At 70.0% G+C, this 25,522-nt stretch carries 24 protein-coding genes and 2 pseudogenes; 13 read left to right on the top strand and 13 right to left on the bottom strand.

What is annotated here, in order from left to right:
• Positions 1-88: 88 nt before the first annotated feature.
• The 8 genes from ACIBVP_RS16905 to ACIBVP_RS16940 form a co-directional block, all read right to left on the bottom strand.
• Positions 89-406, bottom strand: coding sequence for a hypothetical protein (locus ACIBVP_RS16905; protein ID WP_396107050.1), 318 nt, complete (start codon positions 404-406; stop codon positions 89-91).
• A 17-nt stretch (positions 407-423) separates the two neighbouring features.
• On the bottom strand, positions 424-546 hold the full coding sequence (locus ACIBVP_RS16910) for a hypothetical protein (protein WP_396107051.1): 123 nt from the start codon (positions 544-546) through the stop codon (positions 424-426).
• A gap of 646 nt (positions 547-1,192) precedes the next feature.
• Complete coding sequence (ald, locus tag ACIBVP_RS16915; RefSeq protein WP_396107052.1) at positions 1,193-2,308, bottom strand: alanine dehydrogenase; 1,116 nt, start codon at positions 2,306-2,308, stop codon at positions 1,193-1,195.
• A 125-nt stretch (positions 2,309-2,433) separates the two neighbouring features.
• The gene (locus ACIBVP_RS16920) at positions 2,434-3,969 is read right to left on the bottom strand and encodes a PucR family transcriptional regulator (RefSeq protein WP_396107053.1); all 1,536 of its coding nucleotides are present in this window, start codon (positions 3,967-3,969) and stop codon (positions 2,434-2,436) included.
• A 22-nt stretch (positions 3,970-3,991) separates the two neighbouring features.
• The gene (locus ACIBVP_RS16925) at positions 3,992-4,297 is read right to left on the bottom strand and encodes a transcriptional regulator (protein WP_396107054.1); all 306 of its coding nucleotides are present in this window, start codon (positions 4,295-4,297) and stop codon (positions 3,992-3,994) included.
• A complete protein-coding gene (locus tag ACIBVP_RS16930; RefSeq protein WP_396107055.1) occupies positions 4,294-5,163 on the bottom strand; it encodes a hypothetical protein in 870 nt (289 codons plus the stop codon). The genes ACIBVP_RS16925 and ACIBVP_RS16930 overlap by 4 nt, the downstream gene beginning before the upstream one ends.
• 53 nt (positions 5,164-5,216) lie before the next feature.
• Positions 5,217-5,654, bottom strand: a complete 438-nt coding sequence (locus ACIBVP_RS16935; protein WP_396107056.1) for a VOC family protein — start codon at positions 5,652-5,654, stop codon at positions 5,217-5,219.
• Entirely contained in the window at positions 5,651-5,998 is a 348-nt protein-coding gene (locus ACIBVP_RS16940) for a PadR family transcriptional regulator (RefSeq protein WP_396107057.1), read from the bottom strand. Before ACIBVP_RS16940 ends, ACIBVP_RS16935 begins: the two co-directional genes overlap by 4 nt.
• 56 nt (positions 5,999-6,054) lie before the next feature.
• On the opposite strand from ACIBVP_RS16940, the gene ACIBVP_RS16945 reads away from it, so the two are divergent.
• Positions 6,055-6,441, top strand: a complete 387-nt coding sequence (locus ACIBVP_RS16945; RefSeq protein WP_396107058.1) for a glyoxalase superfamily protein — start codon at positions 6,055-6,057, stop codon at positions 6,439-6,441.
• On the opposite strand, the gene ACIBVP_RS16950 is transcribed toward ACIBVP_RS16945, so the two are convergent.
• From ACIBVP_RS16950 to ACIBVP_RS16965, 4 genes are all read right to left on the bottom strand, one after another.
• Positions 6,438-6,830, bottom strand: coding sequence for a hypothetical protein (locus tag ACIBVP_RS16950; RefSeq protein WP_396107364.1), 393 nt, complete (start codon positions 6,828-6,830; stop codon positions 6,438-6,440). The two genes, ACIBVP_RS16945 and ACIBVP_RS16950, sit on opposite strands and share 4 nt — an antisense overlap.
• 40 nt (positions 6,831-6,870) lie before the next feature.
• A complete protein-coding gene (locus ACIBVP_RS16955) occupies positions 6,871-8,907 on the bottom strand; it encodes a diguanylate cyclase domain-containing protein (protein WP_396107059.1) in 2,037 nt (678 codons plus the stop codon).
• A gap of 86 nt (positions 8,908-8,993) precedes the next feature.
• Entirely contained in the window at positions 8,994-9,791 is a 798-nt protein-coding gene (locus ACIBVP_RS16960; protein ID WP_396107060.1) for an SAM-dependent methyltransferase, read from the bottom strand.
• 126 nt (positions 9,792-9,917) lie between these two features.
• Complete coding sequence (locus tag ACIBVP_RS16965; RefSeq protein ID WP_396107061.1) at positions 9,918-10,487, bottom strand: TetR/AcrR family transcriptional regulator; 570 nt, start codon at positions 10,485-10,487, stop codon at positions 9,918-9,920.
• 569 nt (positions 10,488-11,056) lie between these two features.
• Here ACIBVP_RS16965 and ACIBVP_RS16970 point away from each other — a divergent pair.
• The 9 genes from ACIBVP_RS16970 to ACIBVP_RS17010 all read left to right on the top strand — a co-directional run bounded on the left by ACIBVP_RS16970 (position 11,057) and on the right by ACIBVP_RS17010 (position 22,913).
• Entirely contained in the window at positions 11,057-11,854 is a 798-nt protein-coding gene (locus ACIBVP_RS16970) for an SGNH/GDSL hydrolase family protein (RefSeq protein ID WP_396107062.1), read from the top strand.
• A gap of 188 nt (positions 11,855-12,042) precedes the next feature.
• Entirely contained in the window at positions 12,043-12,654 is a 612-nt protein-coding gene (locus ACIBVP_RS16975) for a hypothetical protein (protein ID WP_396107063.1), read from the top strand.
• A 50-nt stretch (positions 12,655-12,704) separates the two neighbouring features.
• Entirely contained in the window at positions 12,705-14,309 is a 1,605-nt protein-coding gene (locus ACIBVP_RS16980) for a carboxyl transferase domain-containing protein (RefSeq protein ID WP_396107064.1), read from the top strand.
• 2 nt (positions 14,310-14,311) lie between these two features.
• A complete protein-coding gene (locus ACIBVP_RS16985; RefSeq protein ID WP_396107065.1) occupies positions 14,312-16,276 on the top strand; it encodes a biotin carboxylase N-terminal domain-containing protein in 1,965 nt (654 codons plus the stop codon).
• Positions 16,273-17,427, top strand: coding sequence for an acyl-CoA dehydrogenase family protein (locus ACIBVP_RS16990; protein WP_396107066.1), 1,155 nt, complete (start codon positions 16,273-16,275; stop codon positions 17,425-17,427). The genes ACIBVP_RS16985 and ACIBVP_RS16990 overlap by 4 nt, the downstream gene beginning before the upstream one ends.
• 73 nt (positions 17,428-17,500) lie before the next feature.
• Entirely contained in the window at positions 17,501-19,339 is a 1,839-nt protein-coding gene (locus ACIBVP_RS16995; protein WP_396107067.1) for a Xaa-Pro dipeptidyl-peptidase, read from the top strand.
• Positions 19,336-20,190: a hypothetical protein gene (locus ACIBVP_RS17000; protein ID WP_396107068.1), complete on the top strand. Its 855-nt coding sequence runs from the start codon at positions 19,336-19,338 to the stop codon at positions 20,188-20,190. The genes ACIBVP_RS16995 and ACIBVP_RS17000 overlap by 4 nt, the downstream gene beginning before the upstream one ends.
• A 108-nt stretch (positions 20,191-20,298) precedes the next feature.
• Positions 20,299-21,666 carry an FAD-binding oxidoreductase gene (locus ACIBVP_RS17005; RefSeq protein ID WP_396107069.1) on the top strand — a complete coding sequence of 456 codons (1,368 nt, stop codon included), beginning with the start codon at positions 20,299-20,301 and terminating at the stop codon, positions 21,664-21,666.
• Positions 21,667-21,683: 17 nt separating this feature from the next.
• On the top strand, positions 21,684-22,913 hold the full coding sequence (locus ACIBVP_RS17010) for a class I SAM-dependent methyltransferase (protein WP_396107070.1): 1,230 nt from the start codon (positions 21,684-21,686) through the stop codon (positions 22,911-22,913).
• Positions 22,914-22,954: 41 nt separating this feature from the next.
• Here the strand turns inward: ACIBVP_RS17010 and ACIBVP_RS17015 are convergent, their stop codons facing one another.
• Positions 22,955-23,755: an SAM-dependent methyltransferase gene (locus ACIBVP_RS17015; protein WP_396107071.1), complete on the bottom strand. Its 801-nt coding sequence runs from the start codon at positions 23,753-23,755 to the stop codon at positions 22,955-22,957.
• 49 nt (positions 23,756-23,804) lie between these two features.
• Here ACIBVP_RS17015 and ACIBVP_RS17020 point away from each other — a divergent pair, with 49 nt between their 5' ends.
• From ACIBVP_RS17020 to ACIBVP_RS17030, 3 genes and pseudogenes are all read left to right on the top strand, one after another.
• Positions 23,805-24,854 (top strand): alpha/beta hydrolase, encoded by a 1,050-nt coding sequence (locus ACIBVP_RS17020; protein ID WP_396107365.1) that lies wholly within the window; start codon positions 23,805-23,807, stop codon positions 24,852-24,854.
• 67 nt (positions 24,855-24,921) lie between these two features.
• Positions 24,922-25,152, top strand: a pseudogene (locus ACIBVP_RS17025) (hypothetical protein); the annotation flags it as partial.
• A gap of 55 nt (positions 25,153-25,207) precedes the next feature.
• Positions 25,208-25,465 (top strand): annotated as a pseudogene (locus ACIBVP_RS17030) (cell division protein FtsK); the annotation flags it as partial.
• Positions 25,466-25,522: the final 57 nt, after the last annotated feature.

Raw genomic sequence — 25,522 nt, forward strand, 5'->3', positions numbered from 1 at the left:
CGTCCTCCTGCCTCGCCTGCGGGTTTCGTGCGGGGGCCATCTTGCCCCATGGCGTCGGCGAGGTTGTGGCGAACGGGGGAGTTGTGGGTTAACGGCTGCTCGTGCGCGTGAACGGGTTGCGCAGGGGGTAGGCGCGCCTGCGGTGCGGCAGTCCTTCGCCGATGAGCTGCTCGTGGGCGGCCCGCCACACCGGACACGGCCATCGACGTGCGCGGACACGGGTCCGGCAGGCCGCGCAGCGACCGTCGGCGTCCATGCGGTGGGCGGTCAGCAGGCGGCGCCAGCCGTCGGCGAGCCTGCGCAGCTCCGTGCGGGCCAGCGGCAGCAGCGTCGACGGGTCGGCCTTGCCCGCCACCTCGTCGAGCGCCGCCAGCCGCGCCAGCACGGCGCGGCGGGTGTCGTCCATGCCAGGCCACACGGGGATCAGCCTGCCTGACGGTCTTGTCGGTCGTCGGTGCGGACGGCGGCCTGGTCGAGAGCCACTCCCAGCCCCCTGGCCTGCTGCGCGGACAACACCGCGGCGGCACCCGGAGGGGGGACGAGCACGACTCTCTCGTTTTCGACCAGCACCATCAACGCCCGGTCCCGACCGAACGGATCGATGCAACGTACGGACCAGCGGGGTTCAGTCACTCCTGCGACATCGGCGGCGGAAACGGCCGACCGAAGTGGTAATCGCCGAACTTCACTCCATTGCCGCCATTCTCACTCGATCGAGCGTTCCTGTCGGGTGACTAGTCGCCGTATGGGTAGTCACCAACGCTGTGCGCACCGTGAACGGCGTTCGGGGTACGCAAGGTGTCGAGTTGAGAACTAATGAAACTCACCCACCCCCAGTTGCACCGTTCTCGACCCCATGCCTTTAAGCTTGCACGTGGCGGCCCGCTCCCAGTGACCCCCAGGCTGGTTGAGCGGGCCGCCCTCGATCCGCCTGTTCGGTGGTGCCACCTTCCCCGTGACCTTGGTTGATCTGGGGGGCGACCCCCCAGACCCCCACGGTGCGGACGCTCCCGACCCAGCCCGGTCGCCTTCGCTTTGGTCGGCTCGCGTTGCTTGGTTGCTTGGATGTCTTTCGTGGCTTGTTCGTTACCGTGGGCACCCTGTCGCTTTTTGCGACAGGGTGTTCGGTTTGTGTTCGGTGGTCTGCACCTTTTTGACAGTTGTGACGTTTCTGCTTTTCGTCGTGTGTTGATTAGTTGACGATTTCGGTCAACGGGGTGTGGGGCAGGTTGTGCGCCTCCGCCACCGGGCCGTTCGTCAGTGCGCCGCCATGGGTGTTCAGGCCCAGCGCCAGCGCCTTGTCGTCCCTCAGTGCCGCCTCCCAGCCCTTGTTCGCCAGCGCCGTCGCGTACGGCAGCGTCACGTTCGTCAGCGCGTACGTCGAGGTCCTCGGCACCGCACCCGGCATGTTCGCCACGCAGTAGAAGACCGACTGGTGGACCTCGTACGTCGGGTCCGCGTGGGTCGTCGGGCGCGAGTCCGCGAAGCAACCGCCCTGGTCGATCGCGATGTCCACCAGCACGGAGCCCGGCTTCATGTCCGCCACCAGCTCGTTGCCGATCAGCTTCGGGGCGCGCGCGCCCGGCACCAGCACCGCGCCGATCACCAGGTCGGCGTCCTTCGCCGCCTGCTCCACCGCGAACCGGTTCGACGTGATCGTGCGCAGCCGGCCCTGGAACTGGGCGTCGACCTGCCGCAGCCGGTCCACGTTCGTGTCCAGGACCTGCACGTCAGCACCCATACCCACCGCGATCGTCGCGGCGTTCAGACCCGCGACACCGCCACCGATCACGACGACCTTCGCGGGGGTCACGCCCGGCACGCCACCCGGCAACACCCCCCGGCCACCCGACGGCCTCATCAACGCGTACGCGCCCACCTGCGGTGCCAGCCTGCCCGCCACCTCCGACATCGGCGCCAGCAGCGGCAGCGCGCCGTTCGCCGTCTGCACCGTCTCGTACGCGACCGCGGTCGTGCCCGCGTCCATCAGCGCCTTCGTCAGCGGCTCGTCCGCGGCCAGGTGCAGGTACGTGAACAGCACCTGGCCACGACGCAGCAGCGGGTACTCCGAGGCGATCGGCTCCTTGACCTTCATGACCATGTCGCCCTCGGCCCACACGTCCTCGGCCTTCACCAGGACCTTCGCGCCCGCGGCGAGGTACTCCTCGTCGGTGATCGCGGACCCGAGCCCGGCGCCCGCCTCGACGAACACGTCGTGCCCGTGCGCGGCCAGCTCGTGCACGCCTGCCGGGGTCAACGCGACCCGGTACTCGTGGTTCTTGATCTCCCGGGGGACGGCGATCTTCACGGCTATGGGGTCCTTCCCGACGCTGGGCCAACTGGGTGTCGTACACCACGATGAGATAACGATAAGTAAGTGTCATCGTGTCGCTGGAACCAGAATTGAGGCCTTCTGTAGTGCTGTGGGCACAGTCAGGCCCAGCGGATGGCCGCCAGTTGGACGAGGAGCGCCAGACGCGTGTCCGGGTCGTCGAGGTCGACCGTCGCCACCTCGACCAGCTTGGCCATCCGATACCGCAGCGTGTTCGGGTGGATCCGCAGCGCCTTGCTGGCCGCACGCGGGTCGCCGGGGTGGCGCAGCCACTCGTACAGCGTGTCCACGTAGGACGTCCCGGCGTGCTCGTCCTGCGCCCGCAGCACCGCGAGGGGCCCGAACTCGGTCGCGCCCGCACTCAGCGCGCCGGTCGCGGACCGGTGCAGCACGAGCACCTGCCACGCGTCCTCGTGGCTGACCACGCGACCCGTGATCAGGCCGGTCCGCAGCAGGTTCAGCATCTCCTCGGCCAGCGCCCGCGAGCCGGCCAGCTCTCCCAGCGGCACCGGCGGACCGGCCGCGACCAGTGGTTCTTCCTCGCCGCTCAGCGCCTGGCGCAGCGCGGGCCAGCCGCTGCGGTCCGGCACCACCGCGTACAGCACGTCGCGCAGCTCCGCCACGGCAGGCCGCTTGCCGACACCCGCGGTGATCCGCTCCCACAGCGCGAGCCGCATGCCCTCGGCCCCCAGCGGGTCCGGACTGCGGATGGCCATCGCGACCACCCGGTGCGGCTCGTCCGGCAGGTCCAGCTCGGCCGCCGCGAGCCGCACGCTGCCCGTGCCCTCCAGGACGGTGCGGACCAGCTCGGCGGACCGGCGGCGCTCCGCGTCCTCGCGGGCGCGGCGGCGCAGCAGGTGCAGCGCGACGACCGGGGCGGTGTCGGCGAACGCGGCCGCCCGCTCGTCGGACACCGGTCCCGCCACCACCGCCCACATGGAACCGAGCAGTTCGCCGCCCATGCGGATCGGCACGATCAGCCGGGGCAGCGTGCCGTCGGCCTGACGGGGCACGAAGATCGTCGTCCGGCCGCGTGACAGCTCCCGGAACACGCCGCGCGAGCGGAAACGGGCCAGCACGTCGTCCGGCACCCGCCGGCCCATGATCGTCGACACGCGGGCGGGGTCGGTGCGGTCCTGCCGTGCCGAGTACGCGAGCACGCGGGAGTTGGCGTCCTCGATGGTGACCGGCGCGTCGACCACCGCGGCGGCCGCGTCGGCCAGCCGGAACAGGTCGCCGAGGGCGGGCTCGCCGCCGTGCGCGCCATCGGACTCGTCCGCCGCCGCGTCCAGCACCGACCGCAAGAGCCACACGATCTGCGCCCAGGAGGCGGCCGCATGAACCTCCACCAAGGCCGTCCCGTGTGCCTGCGCGGCCGACCGGACGGCGGCGCGCACCGGCAGCGGCGGCTTGAGGAGCACCGCGGCCGCGCCCTGGCTGCCGCAGTACCGGACCAGTTCGGCCGCGTCCTTGGTGGTGTGCACGGCGACGCCGAGGACCAGGTCACCGTCCCCGACCTGGTCACGCCGCCCGGCCTCGGCGATCACGACGTCGGTGACGTGCCCGCCGCCGCCCGCGAGCCGGGTGTGCAGCAGCGTCGGCCCGACCCGGTCCACGACGCCCTGCACGGTGATCACGGCAGCAAGTATGCGCGGACCGTCACTCGGCATGCCGGTCGACGAGCGCGCGCAACGCGGCGATCTCGGCCGACAGCGCCTTCCTGCCCGCCTGCGTGATGGTCACCCAGGTCCTGGGCCGCTTGCCGTCGTAGCCCTTCTCCATCTCGAGCAGCCCGGCGTCGACCAGCACGGTCAGGTGGCGCGAGAGGTTGCCGCCGGTCAGTTCGAGCGTGTCCTTGAGGTAGCCGAACTCGACCCGCTTCGACTCCGCCGCGATGGTCAGGATGCCGAGCCGGTGCCGCTGGTGGACGACGTCGTTCAGGCCGTTCGTCGGGTGGTCGGTCATCGGCGGTACCGGACCGCCGCGACCGTGCCGCCCACCAGCAGCACGGTGGCCGGCAGGAGCAGTTGCTGCAGTGCGTAGGCCCGCGTGTCCGCCCAGTCGGCCTCCCAGCCCAGCAGTTGGAAGAGGTACCCCGGGTCGAGGACGACCGTCGGGTTGACGATCATGGCCGTCGACGGTACCGCGGCGAGCGTGAACAGCACGCTGACCACACCGAGCAGCACACTCCGCTCCAGCCAGGCCAGCGCGAGCAACCCGCCCGCGATCACGAGCAGCGCGGAGAAGCCCTTGTTGGTGTAGACGGCGATGGCCGAGAACGTCACCGCGCCGAACACCGACGCGACGAACACGCCGAGCGCCTGCCGGTTCCACCACAGCGTCAGCGCCGCGATCGCCAGCGACCCGAACATCAGCGACAGGTTCACCTGCCACGCGCCGTAGAGCGACACGGCGTAGCGCGAGAAGGCGTACGTGCCCAGGAAGAAGCCCGCGAACCCGGCCGCCGCCGCGATGAGGAACGCGCGCGTGTCGGTCTCGACGCCGACCCGGGCGGCCCGGCGCCGGTACCACCACGTGGTCGCGCCGAAGCCCGCCACCAGCACGAACAGCCAGTAGCAGGCGACGAGGGTCGGCTGGGCGGGGTCCGGGCCCGCCGTGGTGCGGAAGATCCGGACGAGCAGGTTGTCCCCAACGACCCTCGGGTCGAACGAGTCGTAGGGGTCCACCTGCGGCGCGGGTGCGTAGACCAGCGGTGCGGCCAGTATCAGCGCCCCGAACAGCACCAGCGAGAAAGCGTAGCCGTGCCGGTCCGCCCTGGCGCGGTGCCGGAGCGTCCGCAGTTCGGCGAGCAGGTCGTCGGTGCCGGTCATGATGCATCCCCCAATCAGATTGCGATGCACATAGGTTTGCATTGCAAACTCGATCAGGTCAAGCCCTGGTCCCTGGCGTTGATCTCCTCGGGGGTGAGCTGCTCGCGCCGCGTGGACAGCGCCCACCGGTGTCCGAACGGGTCGGCGACCACCCCGTACCGCTCCCCGAAGAACATCTCCTGAACCGGGATCTCCACGGAGCCGCCGGCGAAGACGGCCCTGCGGGCCAGGTCGTCGACGTCGTCGGTCTCGGCCAGCAGCAGGACCGGGCTGCCGCCGATCGTGGTCGGGGCCAGCGCGTTCAGGGTCGCGACCTCCTGGCTGACGAGCAGCCGCGCGTCGCCGACGGCCAGTTCGACGAACAGGACCGTGCCGTCGGGGAGCACGTTCCGGAACAGCTCCACCGCGCCGAACACCGTGCGGTAGAAGGAGATCGCGGCGTCGACGTCCGCGACGAACAGGTGCGGGGTGAGCGCGTGGACGCGGCTCACGCCGTACGCCGTTCCGTGTCCGGCAGGAGTCCGGCCTCCGCCGCGACGGTCACCAGCCGTGCGAGCAGCGCCGACTCCCGGCGCGCGGTGGCGTGGCCGAGCCTGGTCAGCCGGTAGTTGCGCCTGCGTGCGTCGGCCTCCTCGGCGCCCGTCTCCTCCAGCAGGCCGTCCGCCGCCAGCCGTGCGATGGTTCGGTACAGGGTGCCGGGGCCGAGCCGTACCTCGCCGCCGGTGGCCTCGTCGACGAAGCGCATGATCGCGTAGCCGTGCGTCGTCCCGCTGGCGAGTGCGAGCAGTACCTGGTAGCCGGCCGGGGTGAGCGGCGGGAGGTTGCCGTCTGCCATGTCGGCACAATACAGTCCACCCTGGTTATATCCACTCTGGTTATAGGGAGGTGGTCGTGATCCGAGGCGTCAACCAGGTCGTGCTCTACGTCGAGGACCAGGAGGTCGCGAAGCGGTTCTGGGTGGACACGCTCGGCTTCACCCTCGACCAGGACGAGCCGTACGGGGAGGAGCGCTGGCTGTCCGTCGTCTCGCCGGACGGGGCGACGAAACTCGTGCTCAGCAAGCGGGCGCCGGGCTGGACGATGCCCGACGTCCGCGACGGCATCCCCCACTCGAACGTCTTCTTCTACACCGACGACGTCGAGAAGACCTACCAGGAGCTGACCGCGAAGGGTGTCGACTTCCCGGAGCCGCCGTCGAAGCAGTTCTTCGGCTGGTGGTCGATGTTCTCCGACCCGGACGGCACGCGCTACGCGCTCGGCCAACGCTGGGGCGTCTAGGACAGCGCGGCGGTGATCCAGGCCGCCACCGGGAGGCCGCGGCTGTGGCACTCGTCCGACAGCCGCATGGTCCACCGCAGGGCCTGGACCATCAGCGTGTCCATCTCCTCCGGCGCCGCGTTGGCGAGCGCGATCTCGATGTGCGTGCGCGCCGCCTCGCTGTCGCCGTGCACCTCCGCGAGCAGCACCCGCACGGCCGTGCGGACCGGCGGGTCGGCCTCGTCGATCGGCACCTCGTTGCCCGCGTTGTCGAAGACCTGCATCTTCACCGGGGCCGTGCCGCCGCTGCCGAGCGCCGAGACCATCGCGCTGCACTCGTGGAACAGCAACGACATCACGTCCCTGGCGTGCTGCTCGGGCACGGTGGGCTCCGCCACCCCGTCCTGCATCGCGGTGAGCGCGGCACTCGCCGCCGCGACCACCCGTGACTCAGCCTCCACTGAACACACCACCCTGGGCGGTGGCTACCCCGATCGACGACCACCAATCCGCCGCCTCGAGCGTACGCACGTCGAGCACCGAACAGGTCGCGCCGAGCGAACCGAACATGCGCACCGTCCTCGCGGTCTCCTCGGCCAGCACCTCGCTGCCCGCGCCGAGCGCACCGGACAGCGTCACCGACCGCACTCCGGTGGCGCTGACCAGGTCGAAGTCCAGCGGTCCGCCGGTGACCCCGCACAACCCGACGTGCACGCCGATGTCGCCGAGCACCTCCAGGTTGTCCCGTGCGTCCCCGACGTCGTCGAGCAGCGCGCCGACGTCGAGCGACAGCTCCAGCCGGTCGGCGGTCAGGCCGCTCTCCTCGATCGCCCTGCGCACCGCACGCACGAGGTCCGCGTCGGCGGACTGGTTGCGGGTCAGCTGGACCCGCAGCACCCCGGGTGAGCCCGCGAACCGCTTGCACGCCTCCAGCAACAGCATCGGTCCCAGGTGGACAGACCAGCCCGTGCGTTCGGCGAGCCGCACGCACGTCGCGTGGTCGGCCGCCACCCACGACAGAACCGCCCGCGCACCAACGGGTTCCCGGTCCGCGAGCCGTACGACCGGGGTGAAGTCCACGGCCAGTTCACCGACCTCCCACGCCGCGGGCAGCGACGCGGCGAGCCGGTCGAGCTCGCCGGCCGCGCGGTCGTCGTCGGCGTGGAACTCGGCCCACTGCCGCCGCCCGGTCGCCCTCGCCTTGCGCAGCGCGGTGTCCGCGGCACGGAACAGCTCGGTCGCGTCGCCGTCACCGGCACGCCTGCGCACGGCGCCGACGCTCGCGCCGACCGCGACCCCGGTGTCGTCGATGTACTCCGGGTCCGCGAGCTCCGCGGCGAGCACGCCGATCAGGTCGCCGAGATCCGGTGTCGTCGCCGAGTCCTCGATGAGCACGGCGAACTCGTCACCGGCGATGCGGGCCACGAGCGCGTTCTCGTCCGACACCGCCTGCTCGAGCCGACGGCCGACCGCCTGCAGCAGCCGGTCGCCGACCGCGTGGCCGAAGCTGTTGTTCACCAGCGAGAACGCATCCAGGTTGAGACAGCACAACGTGATCGTGGCACGTGGCTCGGCGCGTTCGAGCGTGCTCTCCAGCTTGGTGTGGAAGCACTGCCGGTTCGGCAGCCCGGTCAGCGCGTCGTACAGCAGCTGGTGGCCGAGCCGGTCCTGCAACAGGTGCAGCTCGGTCACGTCCTGCACCATCGTGACGAAGTAGGCGGGATCGCCCGCGCCGTCTCTCAGAAGCGAGATCGCGAGCAGGACCCAGGCGATCTCACCGTCCTCCTTGCGGAGTCTGCGGTGCTCGTGCACCCGGGCCTGCTCGCCGTCCAGGATGCGGCGGTACGCGGCCATGACGTCGCCCGCGCCGTCGTCGCGGAAGATGTCGGTGAGCATCCGGCCGGGCAGCCGTTCCGCCTCGGTGGACAGGATGGCCGCGAGCGCCGGGTTGACCTCGATGCACATGCCGCCGAGGTCGGTGATCACGATGCCGGTCGCGGAGGTGGCGAACACCTCGCGGAAGCGGTTCTCGGTGCCGCGCAGGTTGTGCTCGGCACGCAGGACCGCGTTGAACAGCGCCTGTTTGACCTGTTCCTGCTGGGTGAGCGTGTACTCCCGCAGGCCGTCGGCGAAACCGGCGGACATCGCGCCGAGCAACGTGACCGTGCGCCGCGCCAGCTCGTTGTCCGGCGTCGAGTCGAGGTCGCCGAGCAGCTCGCGGGACAGCACGCTGATCGACGCCGCCAGCGCGGAGGGGTCGATGAAGCCCTCGGCGACGAGGCGTTCGCCGATGCGCGTGCCCGCGGCCGAGGTGAACTCGTCGGCGGCGAGGCTCGTCATGACCTCGTCGACCAGTTCGAGCAGGACGCGCTCGAGGTCGTCGACCGAGCGCGGGACGTACGACGCCGAGGTCGCCGAGCGTGTCCAGGCACGCGCCAGCTGCTCCCGGCGGTGCACCGGCGGAGCGGTCACGCGTGGGTCGGGCATCGCTGGTTGTCCATGGTCGTGTCGTCGGTGCTCATGCGATGGTGCAGGCGGCGGGTCGCTGCCGCCACCCGGCCATCCCGACAGTGTTACTTCTTCCGGGCGATCCCGGCATACAGACCGTCGTTATCGTCGTCCGTGTCCCGTTCCGGCCGCCACTGCGACGTGCCGACCAGACCCGGCTCCACCAGCTCGAAGTCGCCGAAGAACGAGAGGATCTCCGCCTTGGTGCGCGACAGGACCGTGTTCTGCGACTTCTTCAGCTTCTCGATGATCTCGTCGCTGGTGTCCTCGGCGAAGTCGTCGGTCAGGTGCGTGAGTGCGAGGTAGCTGCCGGGGACGAGCGCGTCGCGGTACGCGGCGAAGACCCCGTCCGGGTCATGCTCGGGGAGGATGTAGTGACCGATCGTGATCCCCAGCAGGCCGATCGGCTGGTCGAAGTCGAGGAGCCGTCGCGTCGTCGCGTCGTTGAGGACGAGGTTCGGCTTGGCGATGTCGGCGTGCACCATCGCCGCGTTCGGGTTGTTCTCCAGCAGGAGCTGGCTGTGCGCGACGGCGACGTGCTCGTTGTCGACGTACACGACTCTGGCCGTGGGGTCGACCGCCTGGGCGATCTCGTGCACGTTGCCGACGGTGGGGATGCCCGAGCCGAGGTCGAGGAACTGGCGGATGCCCTGCTCGGCCAGGAACAGCACCGCGCGCCGCATGAACGCCCTGTTCTGGATCACGAACCGCTTGACCTCGGGCTGTGCCTTGAGCAACTCCTCGGCCAGCGCCCGGTCGACGGCGAAGTTGTGGTTGCCGCCGAGCACGTAGTCGTACATCCTTGCGGCGCTGGCCTTTTCGAGGTCAACCGAGGTCGGAACCCAGTTGGTCTGCTGTGACAACGTCCACCTCTTGGTCTGAATTGATCGGTAAGCGAAACACTACCGAGACGTGGACATGCTGTGACGGGCGGTCACCCGGATGGACCACGGCGAGAAAACGTTTGCCGAGGTAGGCGCTCCGACCACTCAGCGCCGGCCGTCGCCGGCCGCGCCGGTCAGTGCGGCGGCCGCCATCTCCCGCAGCATCGTGGCCATCCCGTCGCGGCCGAGGTGGCGGCTGTGCGGGGTCGAGTTGATCAGGCCGAACACGGCGTGGGCGGCGGCGCGGGCGGTCGGCTCGTCGAGGCCCGGCGCGGTCTCCAGGAGGGCCTGCACCCACACCTCCACGTACCGGCGCTGCAACGCCCGCACCCGGCGGCGGTCGGGGTCGGTGAGGTTGCCGAGGTTCCGTTCCTGCACGGTGATCAACGCGGGGTTGTCGAGCGCGAAGTCGACCTGGAAGGCGATCAGCTCACCGAGCAGTTTCGCCGGGTCCGCCGTGCGCTCCCGCCGTTCGAGCCCACCGCCGAGCAGCACCTCGCTGATCGAGGTCAACATCTCGCCCAGCATCGCGTCCTTGCTGCGGAAGTGCCGGTAGAGCGCGGGCCCGGAGACCCCGACCGCCGCCCCGATCTCGTCGATGCCCACCCCGTGGAACCCGTGCCGCGCGAACAACTCGGCTGCGGCGGCGAGTATCTGCTCACGACGGCTCGACATCACGCCATGCTACCGACCCAACGTAAACGCCCACTAACAACCACCGCGAGTCACGCCCCAGAACACCGCGAGTCGCGCCGTAGGACATACCGAGTTGTGCGTTTCGTGCACATGCTGCCCGCCGGGCGCATCGGCACGAACCGCACAACTCGCCCTGCGTGAGAGCGCGACTCGCGGTGACCGGAACCGCGAGTCGCGTTCCAGGGCACCGCGAGTCGCGTTGTCGAACATGCCGAGTTGTGTGTTTCGTGCAGATGTCCGCCGGGCGCATCGGCACGAACCGCACAACTCGTCATGCGTGAGAGCGTGACTCGCGGTGTTCGGGGGCGTGACTCGCGTTGCAGGTCGTCGCGAGTCGCGTTGTCGGACATGTCGAGTTGTGTGGTTTGTGCATGTGTCCTGTGGGGTGCTTCGGCACGAGACGTACAACTCGCCATGTCTGGGGGCGCGACTCGCGGGGTTTGCTGGTGCATCTATTGGTAACCGTTACCTACTAACGGCCTGGTTTGGTGTCTTGTTAGTTACTGGTGGGATGGGGGTGTCGGGAATCCCTCCACCGGAGGTTAAAGATGCGTCTCCGTTCCATTGCCATCTCTCTCTTCGCGGCCGTGGTCGCGACCGGTGTGGCGCTGGCTCCAGCGTCCGCCGATCCCGTTGCGGCGGCGGGGAAATACGTCGCGCTCGGTGACTCGTACGCGTCCGGCACCGGTGCCGGCGACTACGGCGACAGCGGCGGCTGCAAACGCAGCGCCAACGCCTACGCACAGCTGTGGGCGAACGCCAACGCCCCGTCCGCGTTCGCGTTCGTCGCCTGTTCCGGCGCGGTCACCTCGGACGTGCTCGCCGAGCAGGTCGGCGCGCTCACCGCGGACACCGAACTGGTCACGATCTCCATCGGCGGCAACGACGCCGGTTTCGCGGACGTCATGACCGACTGCAACCTCGGCTCGGACGACAGCTGTGTGGCACGGAACCAGGAGGCGCAGGTCTTCGCCCGCAACGAGCTGCCCGCACGGTTGGACAGCGTGTACACCGAGATCAGCGGCCGGGCGCCGAACGCGCGCGTGGTCGTCCTCGGGTACCCGCACATCTACCAGTTGGACGGGGACTGCAACGTCGGTCTCTCGGAGACCAAGCGCGCGGCGATCAACGGCTCGTCGGACGTGCTCGCCGAGGTCATCGCCGGACGCGCGGGCGCGTACGGCTTCACCTTCGTGGACGGTCGCTCGGCGTTCGCCGGCCACGAGATCTGCTCGTCCGGTGACTGGTGGCTCAACAGCGTCACCTTCCCGATCGACGAGTCGTATCACCCGAACGCGGCCGGTCACAGCGGCGGCTACTACGCGGCGTTGTCCGCGGTCGCCTAGACGACCACACCGAGACGGGGCCCGGCGGCGCGTTCGCCGGGCCCCGTCCGTGCGCGGACCTCGTGCGCATCGGGCGGGGCGGGCCGTACTTTCGGGCAGCAACCCGTTATTCGTTTTGCCTGGTCGGACGCGGTGGCGAAACTGGATGTCACCCAAACAGAAATCGCCGATCGGATGGAGTGCATCCGATGGATTCCCTCGACCAGATCCTGAGCATCCTCGCGTCCCTGGCAGCCGTCTTCGGGACCGTCATCTCCTATCTCCAGTACCGCGTCAAGCACCAACCCGGCGGCACCTCACCGCCACCTCCGACACCGGGTGGGGGACCCCCGACCGTGGTGCGGGTGGTCGCGTTCTGGGTCGTCGCGGACGCGGTGATCACCGTGCTCCTGTTCTACGCCGTGTTCTCGACCGGGATGGCTGAGCTGCACAGCTTCAGCTTCCCGGTCCCTGACCTGCCGGAACCGGTCGTCGCGCTGGCGCCGATCGGGCTCGCGGCGCTGATCGGCATGGTGAGTGTGCCGGTCGCGATCCAGCGCGCGGGCGGCCTGCGGGACGGCGACGCGGCCGCACGCGGCAAGCTGATCGGTGTCGCCGCCCGTGACCTGTTCGTCGGCGTCGCGCTCGCGGTCGGCGCCCAGGTGTTCGCCGACGACATGCCCGAGTCGGTGTTCAGCGTGCTCACGCTCTACCTGGCCTACTGCATCGCCTCCGCGTTCGTGCACATCGGCCTGCTGTTGCACGCCCACACCAGAGCCTGGGTCGAGGCCAACCGGGCGCCCGCTGGACGCGTGCGGTAGGCGGCGATAACATCGCTCATGTTAACGATGGCTAACCTGAGCGGAGTGAGATGGACGCGCCCGTGCTGGGGAGCGGAGCCGACCCGGGTGACCCCGCGTACCAGCGGTACGTGAAGGAGCACGCCGCACTCGTCGACGACCTGCGTGCCCGTACCGCCACCGCCGCCCGCGGTGGCGGTGAGCGGGCCAGGCAGCGGCACCTCGACCGCGGCAAGCTGCTGCCGCGGGACCGGGTCGAGTCGCTGGTCGACCCCGGCTCGCCGTTCCTCGAACTGTCGCCGCTGGCCGCGGCCGGGATGTACGACGACGAGGCGCCCGCCGCCGGCATCATCACCGGCGTCGGCCGCGTGTCCGGCCGCGAATGCGTGATCGTCGCCAACGACGCCACGGTCAAGGGCGGCACGTACTACCCGATGACCGTCAAGAAGCACCTCCGTGCGCAGGAGGTGGCGCTGCACAACAACCTGCCGTGCGTCTACCTGGTGGACTCCGGCGGCGCGTTCCTGCCGCGACAGGACGAGGTGTTCCCCGACCGCGAGCACTTCGGGCGGATCTTCTTCAACCAGGCCACCATGTCCGCGCGCGGCATCCCGCAGATCGCGGCCGTGCTCGGCTCGTGCACCGCGGGCGGCGCGTACGTGCCCGCCATGAGCGACGAGGCCGTGATCGTCCGCAACCAGGGCACGATCTTCCTCGGCGGCCCGCCGCTGGTGAAGGCCGCCACCGGTGAGGTCGTCACCGCCGAGGAGCTCGGCGGCGGCGACGTCCACTCGCGACAGTCCGGCGTGACCGACCACCTCGCCGAGGACGACGGCCACGCGCTGCGGATCGTCCGCTCGATCGTGTCCACCCTCGGCCCGCGCGCACCGCGCCCGTGGGAGGTCGCGCCGGTCGAGGAACCCACCGTCGACCCGGCCGGGCTGTACGGCGTCGTGCCGACCGACTCGCGCACCCCGTACGACGTGCGCGAGGTGATCGCGCGGGTGGTCGACGGCAGCCGGTTCCGCGAGTTCAAGAAGGAGTACGGCAGCACGCTCGTCACCGGGTTCGCCCGCATCCACGGCCACCCGGTCGGGATCATCGCGAACAACGGCGTGCTGTTCGGCGAGTCCGCGGTCAAGGGCGCGCACTTCATCGAGCTGTGCGACCAGAGGTCGATCCCGTTGGTGTTCCTGCAGAACATCACCGGGTTCATGGTCGGCCGCGACTACGAGACGTCCGGCATCGCCAAGCACGGCGCGAAGATGGTGACCGCCGTGGCGTGCGCGCGGGTGCCGAAGTTCACCGTGATCATCGGCGGCTCGTTCGGCGCGGGCAACTACTCGATGTGCGGCCGGGCTTACGAGCCGCGGTTCCTGTGGATGTGGCCCAACGCGCGGATCTCCGTGATGGGCGGCGAGCAGGCGGCGTCCGTGCTCGCGACCGTGCGCCGGGACCAGCTCGGTGACGAGTGGTCCACGTCGGACGAGGAAGCGTTCAAGGAGCCGATCCGGGCGCAGTACGAGGACCAGGGCCACCCGTACTACTCGACCGCACGCCTCTGGGACGACGGCGTGATCGACCCGGCCGACACGCGGATGGTGCTCGGGCTTGGCCTGTCCGCCGCGGCGAACAAGCCCCTGGAACCCGTCCGCTACGGCGTCTTCAGGATGTGACCATGTTCCACACAGTACTGATCGCCAACCGCGGCGAGATCGCCATCCGTGTGACGAACACGTTGTCCCGTATGGGAATCCGGTCGGTCGCCGTCTACACCGACGCGGACGCGGACGGGCCGCACGTCGCCGAGGCCGACGAGGCGGTGCGGATCAGCAGCTACCTGTCCATCGAGGACATCGTGGCCGCCGCACACGCGTCAGGTGCGCAGGCGGTACACCCCGGCTACGGCTTCCTGGCGGAGAACGCGGCGTTCGCCCGGGCCTGCGCGGAGGCGGACATCGTGTTCGTCGGCCCGCTGGCCGAGGCCATCGACGCCATGGGTGACAAGATCCGTGCGAAGCAGACCGTGGGCGCGGCCGGGGTGCCGGTCGTGCCGGGCCGGACCGAGCTGGGCATGTCCGATGCGGACCTGGTCGCGGCGGCCGACGAGGTCGGCTACCCGGTGCTGGTCAAGCCGTCGGCCGGTGGCGGCGGCAAGGGCATGCGGCGCGTCGAGAACCCCGCCGACCTGCCCGCCGCGCTGGAGTCCGCGCGGCGCGAGGCCCGCGGCGCGTTCGGCGACGACACCCTGTTGATCGAACGCTTCGTCGGCAACCCCAGGCACATCGAGATCCAGGTGCTCGCCGACCGCCAGGGCAACGTGATCCACCTCGGCGAGCGCGAGTGCAGCCTGCAGCGGCGGCACCAGAAGATCATCGAGGAGGCGCCGTCACCGCTGCTCACCCCCGAGCAGCGGGAGCGGATGGGGGCGTCCGCCGTGGACGCGGCGCGGTCGGTCGGCTACACCGGCGCGGGCACCGTCGAGTTCATCGTGTCGACCGACCGGCCGGACGAGTTCTTCTTCATGGAGATGAACACACGCCTGCAGGTCGAGCACCCGGTGACCGAGATGGTGACCGGGGTCGACCTGGTGGAGCAGCAGATCCTCGTCGCGTCCGGTCAGTCGCTGACCGTCGCGCAGTCCGATGTGGACTTCGACGGGCACGCGGTCGAGGCGCGCGTCTACGCCGAGGATCCCGCCCGCGGCTTCCTGCCTACCGGTGGTCAGGTACTTGGGATCGGGGAACCGCTCGGGGACCACGTGCGCGTGGATTCCGCGCTGCGCGAGGGAACCGTGGTCGGTTCGAGCTACGACCCGATGCTCGCCAAGGTGATCGCCTGGGGCGCGGACCGTGCGGCGGCGCTGCGGAACCTGCACGCCGCACTCGGCGAGACCGCTGTGCTCGGTATCGGCACGAACGTGGCGTTCCTGCGTGCCCTGCTGTCCGACGAGGACGTGGTGGCCGGGCGGCTCGACACCGGGCTGGTGGAGCGCAAGCTCGACGCGCTCGTCGCGGCCGACGTACCTGACGTGGTGTTCGCGGCCGCCGCGCTCGACGAGCTGATCGACCTGCAGCCCACCGGAGCCCTGGTCGACCCGTGGGACCGTGCCAACGGCTGGCGGCTGGGTGGCCCGGCGGCGATCCCGTTCCGGCTGGTCAGCGGCGACCGCGCGGAGACCGTGCGCGTCACCGGCACTCCGGACGCGGCGTCGGTCGTGGTCGGCGAGGCGGAGCCCGTACGGGCGTCCGCGCGCCGGGACCACGGCAGGCTCGTCGTCACGTTCGGCGGCCGCCGCGCCACGTTCCGGCGTGCGCAGGACGGCGACACGCTGTGGCTCGCCGCCGACGGGCGCACCTGGTCGGTCGACGAGCACTCGCTGCTGGAGAGCAGCGCGGTGTCCGCCGCCGGTGGCGGGCCGGTGACCAGCCCGATGCCCGGCACCGTGCTGGTCGTGAAGGCCGCCGAGGGCGACGTCGTGGCGGCCGGGGCGCCGCTGGTCGTCGTCGAGGCGATGAAGATGGAGCACACCGTGACGGCGCCGGTCGACGGCGTGGTCACCGAACTGCACGTCCGCGCGGGCCAACAGGTCGCGCTGAACCAACCCCTTGCCGTGGTGACCCCACAAGAGGAGCAGTCATGATCGACTTCCGGCTCACCGAGGAGCACGAGGCCCTCCGCAAGACCGTCGAGGAGTTCGCGCGCGAGGAGGTCGCGCCGGTCATCGGCGAGTTGTACGAGAAGAACGAGTTCCCGTACGAGATCGTGGCGAAGATGGGCCGCATGGGCCTGTTCGGCCTGCCGTTCCCCGAGGAGTACGGCGGCATGGGCGGTGACTTCCTCGCCGTGTGCGTCGCGTTGGAGGAGCTCGCGCGGGTCGACTCGTCGGTCGCGATCACCCTGGAGGCCGGGGTGTCGCTCGGCGCCATGCCGATCTTCCGGTTCGGCACCGAGGAGCAGAAGCAGGAGTGGCTGCCGAAGCTGTGCTCCGGCGAGATGCTCGGCGCGTTCGGGCTCACCGAACCGGGCGGCGGCTCCGACGCGGGCGCGACGCTGACCACGGCCGCCGAGCGGGACGGCACGTGGGTCATCAACGGCTCCAAGGCGTTCATCACCAACTCCGGCACCAGGATCACCGGCCTGGTCACCGCCACCGCGGTCACCGGGAAGTCACCTGAGGGCCGTAAGGAGATCTCGGCGATCATCGTGCCGTCCGGCACGCCAGGCTTCACGGTGTCCAAGAGCTACTCGAAGGTCGGCTGGAACGCCTCCGACACCCACGAACTGTCCTTCGTGGACTGTGCGGTGCCCACCGAGAACCTGCTCGGGCGGCGCGGCCGCGGGTACGCCCAGTTCCTGTCCATTCTGGACGAAGGACGGGTCGCGATCGCCGCGCTGTCCGTGGGTCTCGCGCAGGGCTGCGTCGACGAAAGCGTCCGGTACGCCCACGAGCGGACCGCGTTCGGGCACGCGATCGGCGAGTACCAGGCCATCCAGTTCACGATCGCCAACATGGAGGCGCGTGCGCACACCGCCCGGCTCGCCTACTACGCGGCGGCGTCGAAGATGCTGCGCGGCGAGCCGTTCAAGAAGGAGGCGGCGATCGCCAAGCTCGTCAGCTCCAACGCGGCGATGGACAACGCGCGGGACGCGACGCAGGTCTTCGGCGGGTACGGCTTCATGAACGAGTACCCGGTCGGGCGGTTCTACCGGGACGCGAAGATCCTCGAGATCGGCGAGGGCACCAGCGAGGTGCAGCGGATGCTGATCGCGCGGGAGCTCGGTCTGCGCTGATCAGCGGTGACGTGTTCACCGGTTCTGGCCTTAGTATGACGGGGCGTTTTCCCTGCTCAGCTTCGGAGGACCGATGCGTACGTCCCGTCGGCTCGCCCTGCTGGTGCTCACGGCGGCCCTGCCGCTCGCCGTGGTCACCCCGGCGGTGGCGGCCCCCGCGAAGTCAGACCGCCCGACGCCGCCACCCTGGCTGAAGGTCGAGAACGGGGTCAGCGTGCCCCAGTTCGACCTGGCCGACGCGGTCGAGGAGACGCTGTTCGTGCAGACGGAGGTCGACAGCGACCTCGACGGGGTGCGCGACCGGGTGCGCGTCAGGTTGTCCCGGCCCGGGGAGACGGAGACCCAGGGCATCAAGGTGCCGGTGATCTTCGAGCACAGCCCGTACCGGTACAACACCGGCGGCGGCCAGAACCACAACGTCGACTTCCCGGTGCTGCCGCAGGAGGGCGTCCAGCCCTCGGCCGCGCGTGCCGGTGGTGCCGCGGCCGCCCCGCGCCCCGACCTGCCCGGGTCGCTCGACAAGTACTGGGTGCCGCGCGGGTACGCGGTCGTGCTGGGCGAGTCCATCGGCACCGGCTTCTCGGATGGGTGTCCCACGGTCGGTGACATGAACGAGACGCTCGGTACGAAGGCCGTGATCGACTGGCTGAACGGCCGGGCGACGGCGTACGACGAGGCCGGTGAGCCGGTGTCGGCGGACTGGACGACCGGCGACGTCGGCATGACCGGGGTGTCCTACAACGGCACGCTCCCCAACCAGGTGGCCACGACCGGTGTGGAGGGCCTGCGCACGATCGTGCCGGTGTCGGCGATCTCGAGCTGGTACGACTACTACCGCGCGAACGGCCTGGTCCGGGCGCCGCACTCGAACACGTCGGGGCGGGGCATGAACGCCTTCCAGGGCGAGGACCTGGACGTGCTGGCCTACTACGTCGAGGGCCCCGGCCGCGTGGAGAAGTGCGCGCACATCACCGATCAGCTGCTGCAGTACGCCGATCGGACGACCGGCGACTACAACGCGTACTGGCACGAGCGGGACTACCTGCACCGCGCCAGCGGGATCGAGGCGAGCGTGTTCGTGGTGCACGGCCTCGAGGACTACAACGTCATGCCGAGGGCGTTCGCGTCGTGGTGGTCGCGGCTCGAGCGGTACGACGTGCCGAGGAAGATCTGGCTGCACAACGCGGGCCACGGCGGCCCGAGGGGGACCTCGGACTACCAGCGGACCCTCAACCGGTGGATGGACCACTGGCTGTTCGGCGTGCGCAACGGGATCATGGCGGAGCCGCGCGCGGACGTGCAGCGCCCGGACGGCACGTACGAGAAGCACGCGGACTGGCCCGTGCCGGGCGCCCGCGACACGACGCTGCGCCTGTCGTCGACCTCGGCGACGGACCCGGGCGCGCTCGGGCGCAAGGGCGGTGGCCCGGCGCAGTCGTTCGTGGACTCCGGCCGCACCCTCGACACGGACGTCGACCTGCTCCCGAGCCCGGACGCGGCGAACCCGAACCGGCTGGTCTACCTGACCGAGCCGCTGGCCGGCGACACGCACCTGAGCGGCACGCCGACGGTGTCGTTGCGGGCGTCGGTGGACAACCGGTACGCGGCCAATCTGACCGCCGTTCTGGTCGACTACGGCCCGGACGGCCAGACGATGGTGACCCGCGGGTGGACGGACGTGCAGAACCGCAAGGCGCTCGACCGGAGCACGCCGATCGAGAAGGGCAGGGCGTACACGTTCGACTGGCCGCTGGAACCGGACGACTACGTGTTCCCCGCCGGGCACCGCATCGGCCTGGTGATCGTGTCGACGGACATGCACTTCACCCTGCGCCCACTGCCCGGCACGCACCTGACCGTGCGACCTGACAAGAGTTCGGTAACGCTGCCGCTGGTGGGAGGCCGCCTGTGAAACGCCTACTGGTCGCCATGTCGGCGGCGGCGATGCTGACGGGTGTGTCCCCGGCCGTGGCGGTCGCCGAGGCGCCGCCCTGCACGTCCACACTGGACTGCACGGTGGACGAGATCAACGCGATGTCGATGGCGGACCGCCTGGAGTTCGTGCGGGACATGCAGTCCGGCCCGGCGGCGTCCCTGGGCGCGTCGGACCGGTGGCGCAACATCGAGGGCGTGATCACATTCTTCCGCGACCGCGGCCTGGGCGCGCCCGGCACCTGGGTGTCCTATGTGGATGCCGGGATCGTGGAGGGGATCCAGCGGGGGATAGCCATCGCGCTCGGCTGGTCGGCGGAGACCGGGGGCAACCCCGGCTCGGCGAAGTGGGCGAGCTACCTGACGAGGCTGTCGAGCGGTGCGCTGACCACGCGGTCAGCCCACGACAGGGCCTGGAGCGAAGCCGAACAGGCGTCAACCGAGTACGGGAACGCCCTGGCGGTGTCGCGCGGCGTCCCGCCGACGGTGGTGGAGTGGCGTTTCTACCAGTTCTCGGAAATGTACCGGTGGGCCCTGCGGAACCGGCCGTTCGCGCTGGACCTGCTGGCGATCTACGGCCCACTGATCCACCCCGAGCTGGCGGCCGTGCGCGTGCCGTTCTACGACTGGTTCACCGACGTCAGCGAGTCGGCCCCGTCGAACCGGAGCTGCGAGATGGCGTACGGCTTCGCGGAACTGAACCCGATCACGGGCGTGACGGGCATGGCGGGCCTGTTCCTGGCCTACGTGGAAGAGCTGTTCGAGGAGTACCAGGGCGGCCTCCGGCCCCCGCGAACCACACTACCGGCGGCCACCGACACGACCCGCTGACGAAGCCCGGGTTGTCCACAACCCGGAGCGTTGTGGACAACCCGGGTCGGCGTGATCCGGCCCGAAAGCCATCCGGTCCACCGGCCGAATCCGGGCTAGCATCGAAACGTGAGCCGCTCACCTGCACGGATCTCCCACGACCGCGCCGTGGACGCCCTCCGCGCGCAACTCGTCGCCCGCCCGTCCGGGGCGCCGATCCGCCTGGCGAAACCCACTTCGAACCTCTTCCGTTTCCGGGAGCCACCCGGAGAGGGCGCTCTCGACGTCAGCGCCTTCTCCGGGGTCATCGACGTCGACGGCGCCATCGCGGACGTCGGCGGCATGACCACCTACGAGGACCTGGTCGACGCCACCCTCCGGCACCACGCCATCCCGCACGTCGTGCCCCAGCTGAAGACGATCACGCTCGGCGGTGCGGTCGCGGGCCTCGGCATCGAGTCGACGTCCTTCCGGAACGGGATGCCGCACGAGTCGGTCCTGGAGATGGACATCCTGACCCCGGACGGCGACGTCGTCACCGCACGCCCGGACAACGAGCACGCCGCGCTCTTCCGCGGGTTCCCCAACTCCTACGGCACCCTCGGCTACGCGCTGCGCCTGCGCATCGAGCTCGAACAGGTGAAGCCGTTCGTGCGCCTGCGGCATGTCAGGTTCACCGACGCCGCCGACTGCGCCCGCGCCATCGAGGACATCTGCGCGGGCGGGACCTACCGGGACGAGCGCGTCGACTTCCTCGACGGGGTCATGTTCGACAGCAGCGAGCTGTACCTGACGCTTGGTAGCTACACCGACTCGGCGCCGCCCCTGTCCGACTACACCGGTCAGCGGATCTTCTACAAGTCCATCCGCGACCGCGTCGTCGACCACCTCACGATCCGCGACTACCTGTGGCGCTGGGACACCGACTGGTTCTGGTGCTCCAAGGCCCTCGGCGCGCAGCACCCGCTCGTCCGCCGCCTCTGGCCGCGCCGCTACCTGCGGTCCGACGTCTACCGCAGGATCGTCGCGTTCGACCGGCGGTACGACCTCTCCGGCCGGGTCTACAAGCTGCTCGGCAAACCCGCGCGCGAACCGGTCATCCAGGACGTCGAGATCCCCGTCGAACGGCTCGCCGACTTCCTCCGCTTCTTCGCCGACAGGATCCGGATCAGCCCCGTCTGGCTGTGCCCGCTGGCGTTGCGCGAACCCACCGGCTGGCCGCTGTACCCGATGAAACCCGGCCGCCTGTACGTGAACGCCGGGTTCTGGGCGACTGTCCCTTTGGGACCTGACGAGCGTGAGGGCACCTACAACCGGCTCATCGAGAACAAGGTCACCGAACTGGGCGGGCACAAGTCGCTGTACTCCACTTCCTACTTCGATGAGGATGAGTTCTGGTTGGCCTACGACGGGGAGACGTACCGGCAGCTCAAGGACACCTACGACCCGAACGGTCGGCTTCCCGACCTGTACTCGAAGGTCGTGCGGAACCAGTGACGGGGAGGAGCGGCAACATGCGGCTGGCGGAGATCATCGAGCGTGCGGTGGGACGGGACGCGCCCCTGGAGTTCACCGCGTACGACGGCAGCCGGGCGGGGGACCGGTCCGCGCCGGTGCGCATCGAGGTGAAGTCACCGCTCGCGTTGTCCCACATCGCGTCCGCGCCGGGAGAGCTGGGGCTCGCCAGGGCCTACGTGAGCGGCGCCCTCGACATCCACGGCGACATGTACACGGCGCTGCAGAACATGGCGGCGCTCGAGCTGGGTTCGGTCCCCCCGAAGGTCCGGGCCGAACTGCTGGTGCGGCTCGGCTGGTCACGCCTGTGGTGGCCGGTGCCGCACCCGGCGGCGGAGTCGCGGCTGCACGGCAGACGGCACTCGAAGAAACGGGACCAGGACGCCATTTCCTACCACTACGACGTGTCCAACCGCTTCTACGAGTGGGTACTCGGCCCGTCGATGACGTACACGTGCGCCGTGTACCCGGACGCCGACTCCTCGCTGGAGGAGGCGCAGTGGACCAAACACGACCTCGTGGCGCGCAAACTCGGCCTGCGGGAAGGGATGCGGCTGCTGGACGTCGGCTGCGGCTGGGGCGGCATGGTGATGCACGCCGCGAAGCACCACGGCGTGCGCGCGCTCGGGGTGACGCTGTCCCGCAAGCAGGCCGAGTGGGGGCAGAAGAAGATCGCCGAGGCGGGGCTGACCGACCTCGCGGAGATCCGGCACATGGACTACCGCGACGTCAACGAGTCCGGCTTCGACGCGATCAGCTCCATCGGACTGACCGAGCACGTCGGCGAGGCGGAGCTGCCCGCGTACGTGCGTTCGCTGTACGACAGGCTGCGCCCCGGCGGGCGGCTGCTGAACCACTGCATCACCCGATACGACAACAAGCGTCAGGCACGCGTCGTCGGGTTCTTCAACCGGTACGTGTTCCCCGACGGCGAGCTGCTCGGGCCCGGCCACATCATCTCGGCCATCCACGACAACGGGTTCGAGGTCCGGCACGAGGAGAACTTCCGCGAGCACTACGCGAAGACGCTGACCGCGTGGTGCGCGAACCTCGACGCGCACTGGGACGAGGCCGTGCGCGAGGTCGGCGAGGAACGCGCCAGGGTGTGGCGGCTCTACATGGCGGGCTCGCGGCTGGGCTTCGAGGAGAACAACATCCAGCTCCACCAGGTGCTCGCGGTGAAGCTGGACGGCGTGCGCGCACACATGCCGCTGCGTCCCGACTGGTGACCCACGGGCCCGGCGAGTACCTGACGCCCGTCAGGTACCCGTCAGGGCTTGCGCGCCACGCCGGCGAAGACCAGCGACGCCTCCGGGTGCTCGCCGACGTCCTCCGGTGAGTCCGGCCGCCATTCGGGCGTCCACACGAGGCCCGGCTCGACGAACTCCAGCCCCTCGAAGAACCGGGCGATGTCGTCCGGCGTCCGGCTCACGCCCGGGTTGCTCGACTTCTGGTACAGCCGGCCCACCTCCTCGCGACCCTCGAGCGTCGGGTTCTCCACGCCGTGCGACAGCACGAGGAAGCTGCCCGGCGCCATCGCCGAGACGTACCGGGCCACGGCCTCGTGCGGGTGCGCCGTGTCCGGGATGAAGTGCAGCACCGCGACCATCAGCACGGCCACCGGCTGCGAGAAGTCGATCAGCGGGGCGGCCAGCACCGGCTCCGGGTCGGTCAGGTCACCGCGCACGGCCCTGGCGTTCGGGTTGTCCTTCAGCAGCAGCTCACTGTGCGTCACGGCCACCGGTTCGTTGTCCACGTACAGCACCCGCGCCGACGGATCGACCTCCTGCGCGATCTCGTGCACGTTCCCGGCGGTCGGGATCCCCGACCCGACGTCGACGAACTGGCGGATGCCCGAGTCGAGGCAGAACCGCACGGCCCGCCGCAGGAACGCCCGGTTCAGCCGGGCCGCGGCCCGCGCGAGCGGCATGACCTCCAGGAGCTTCTCCGCGAACACCCGGTCCTGCTCGAAGTTCGCGGCGCCGCCCAGCAGGTAGTCGTAGATCCGCGCGGCGTTGGGACGGTCAAGGTCGATCGACTCCGGGGCCCAACTCGGGCGGTCACCTGTCATGTACCCGATGTTATGCGACAAAGGCGGCGTGACGAGGCAGGATGTCGGCATGATGTCGCTGTCGGCCGCCTCGAACAACGTCATGGACATGGTGCTGCGTGGGGGTGTGGCCGACCTGCGGCCCATGCCCAGGGTGCTCATCGACAAGGGGCCCAACCGGTCGGTGTACCGCTTCGTGGCGAACGACCGTCAGCTCGGCGGCGAACCGGTGCTGCTGGTGCCGCCGCTGGCTGTGCCCGCGTTCTGCTTCGACCTGCGCCGCGGCTGCAGCCTCGCCGAGCACTTCGTCGACGCGGGCAGGCGGCCCTACCTGGTCGACTACGGTCAGGTGCGGTTCTCCGACCGCGGCCTCGGGCTGGAGCACTGGATCAACGAGGTGCTGCCCAGGACCGTCCGCGCGGTCAGCAAGGACGCGGGCGGCGCACCGGTGCACGTGGTCGCGTGGTGTCTGGGCGGCATCCTGTCGCTGCTGACGCACGCCGACCAGCCGGACCTCCCGATCGGCTCGATCTCGACGATCGCCGCGCCGATCGACATGACCGCGATCCCGCTCGTGGCCCCGATCAAGCCGCTGGTCGACGTGACGAACGGCTGGATACTGACGCCGGTGTACCGCGTTCTCGGCAGCGCTCCGCGCGCGGTGGTGAAGCGCGTCTTTCAGCTGTCGGCGATCGACAAGGTCGTCACCAAGCCGTACGCGATCCTGTCCCACCTCGACGACCGCGAGTTCCTGGCCCAGATCGAGGCCGTCGACCGGTTCACCGACAACATGATCGCCTACCCGGGGCGCACCTTCGGGCAGATGTACCACCGGTTCTTCCGGTCCAACGACCTGTCGAACGGCGAGGTCGACTTCGGCGGGCGGCGCATCTCGCTGCACGAGGTGAAGTCGCCGGTCCTGGTGGTGGCGGGCAAGGGCGACAGCATCGCCCCGGAACGAGCGGTCCGGCGGCTGGTGGACGTGCTCGACAACGCGGCCGAGGTCCGCTTCGAGACGGCACCGGGCGGACACCTGGGCGTACTGGCGGGCCGCGGCGCACGCGCGACGACGTGGGCCTACCTGGACGAGTTCCTCGGCAAGCACGCCCCGCTCGCGTAGGGCGGCGGCCTCCGGCCCCCGGTTTCCAGCGTAGGCGAACTCCCATTTGCCGACATACAGTCGATGCATGGGGACACGGAAGAACGTTAGCGCAGGTCAGGCGGCCGGTGTGCCGGTGTTCGACTCGTATGCTCGGTTGTCGAAGAACCCCAACACTGGTGAGTTCGAGAAGATCGAGACGCAGTGGGCGGACAACCGGAGGGTGATCGAGCGGTTGGGCGGCACGCTGGGTCAGGAGTTGGACGACGGTCTGTCGGCGTGGAAGAAGGACGTGCGCCGTCCGGGGTGGGTGAAGCTGCTGGAGCGGGTGGCGTCGGGTGCGTCGGATGGGATCGTGGTGTGGCACACCGACCGCTGGCCTGGTGGCGCACCGGTTCCTGTCCAGCGACGAGTCCGCGCACACGCTGGCGCTTATCGGGTGGCTCGTCGAGCTGGTCGCCGAGGTGCAGGGCCGCTACCGGAGGATGCGGGACCTGGACGACGTGACGTGCCCCGAGTCGAAGGTGACCCCGGCGATGTCTTGGGACCGGGAGTTGAACATGCCGATCACGGCCGTGTTCATCGACGAGGTACAGGTGCCCTTGGAAGACCGCACCCCGTACACGGTGGAGGACACGTTGCCGGTCGACTCAGGCAGCCCGGATGAAGCGACTCGTGACGTTGCGACG

Origin of the sequence: Actinophytocola sp. NPDC049390, from assembly GCF_044466355.1 — a bacterium.
In the GTDB taxonomy this organism is placed as follows: Bacteria; Actinomycetota; Actinomycetes; order Mycobacteriales; family Pseudonocardiaceae; genus Actinophytocola.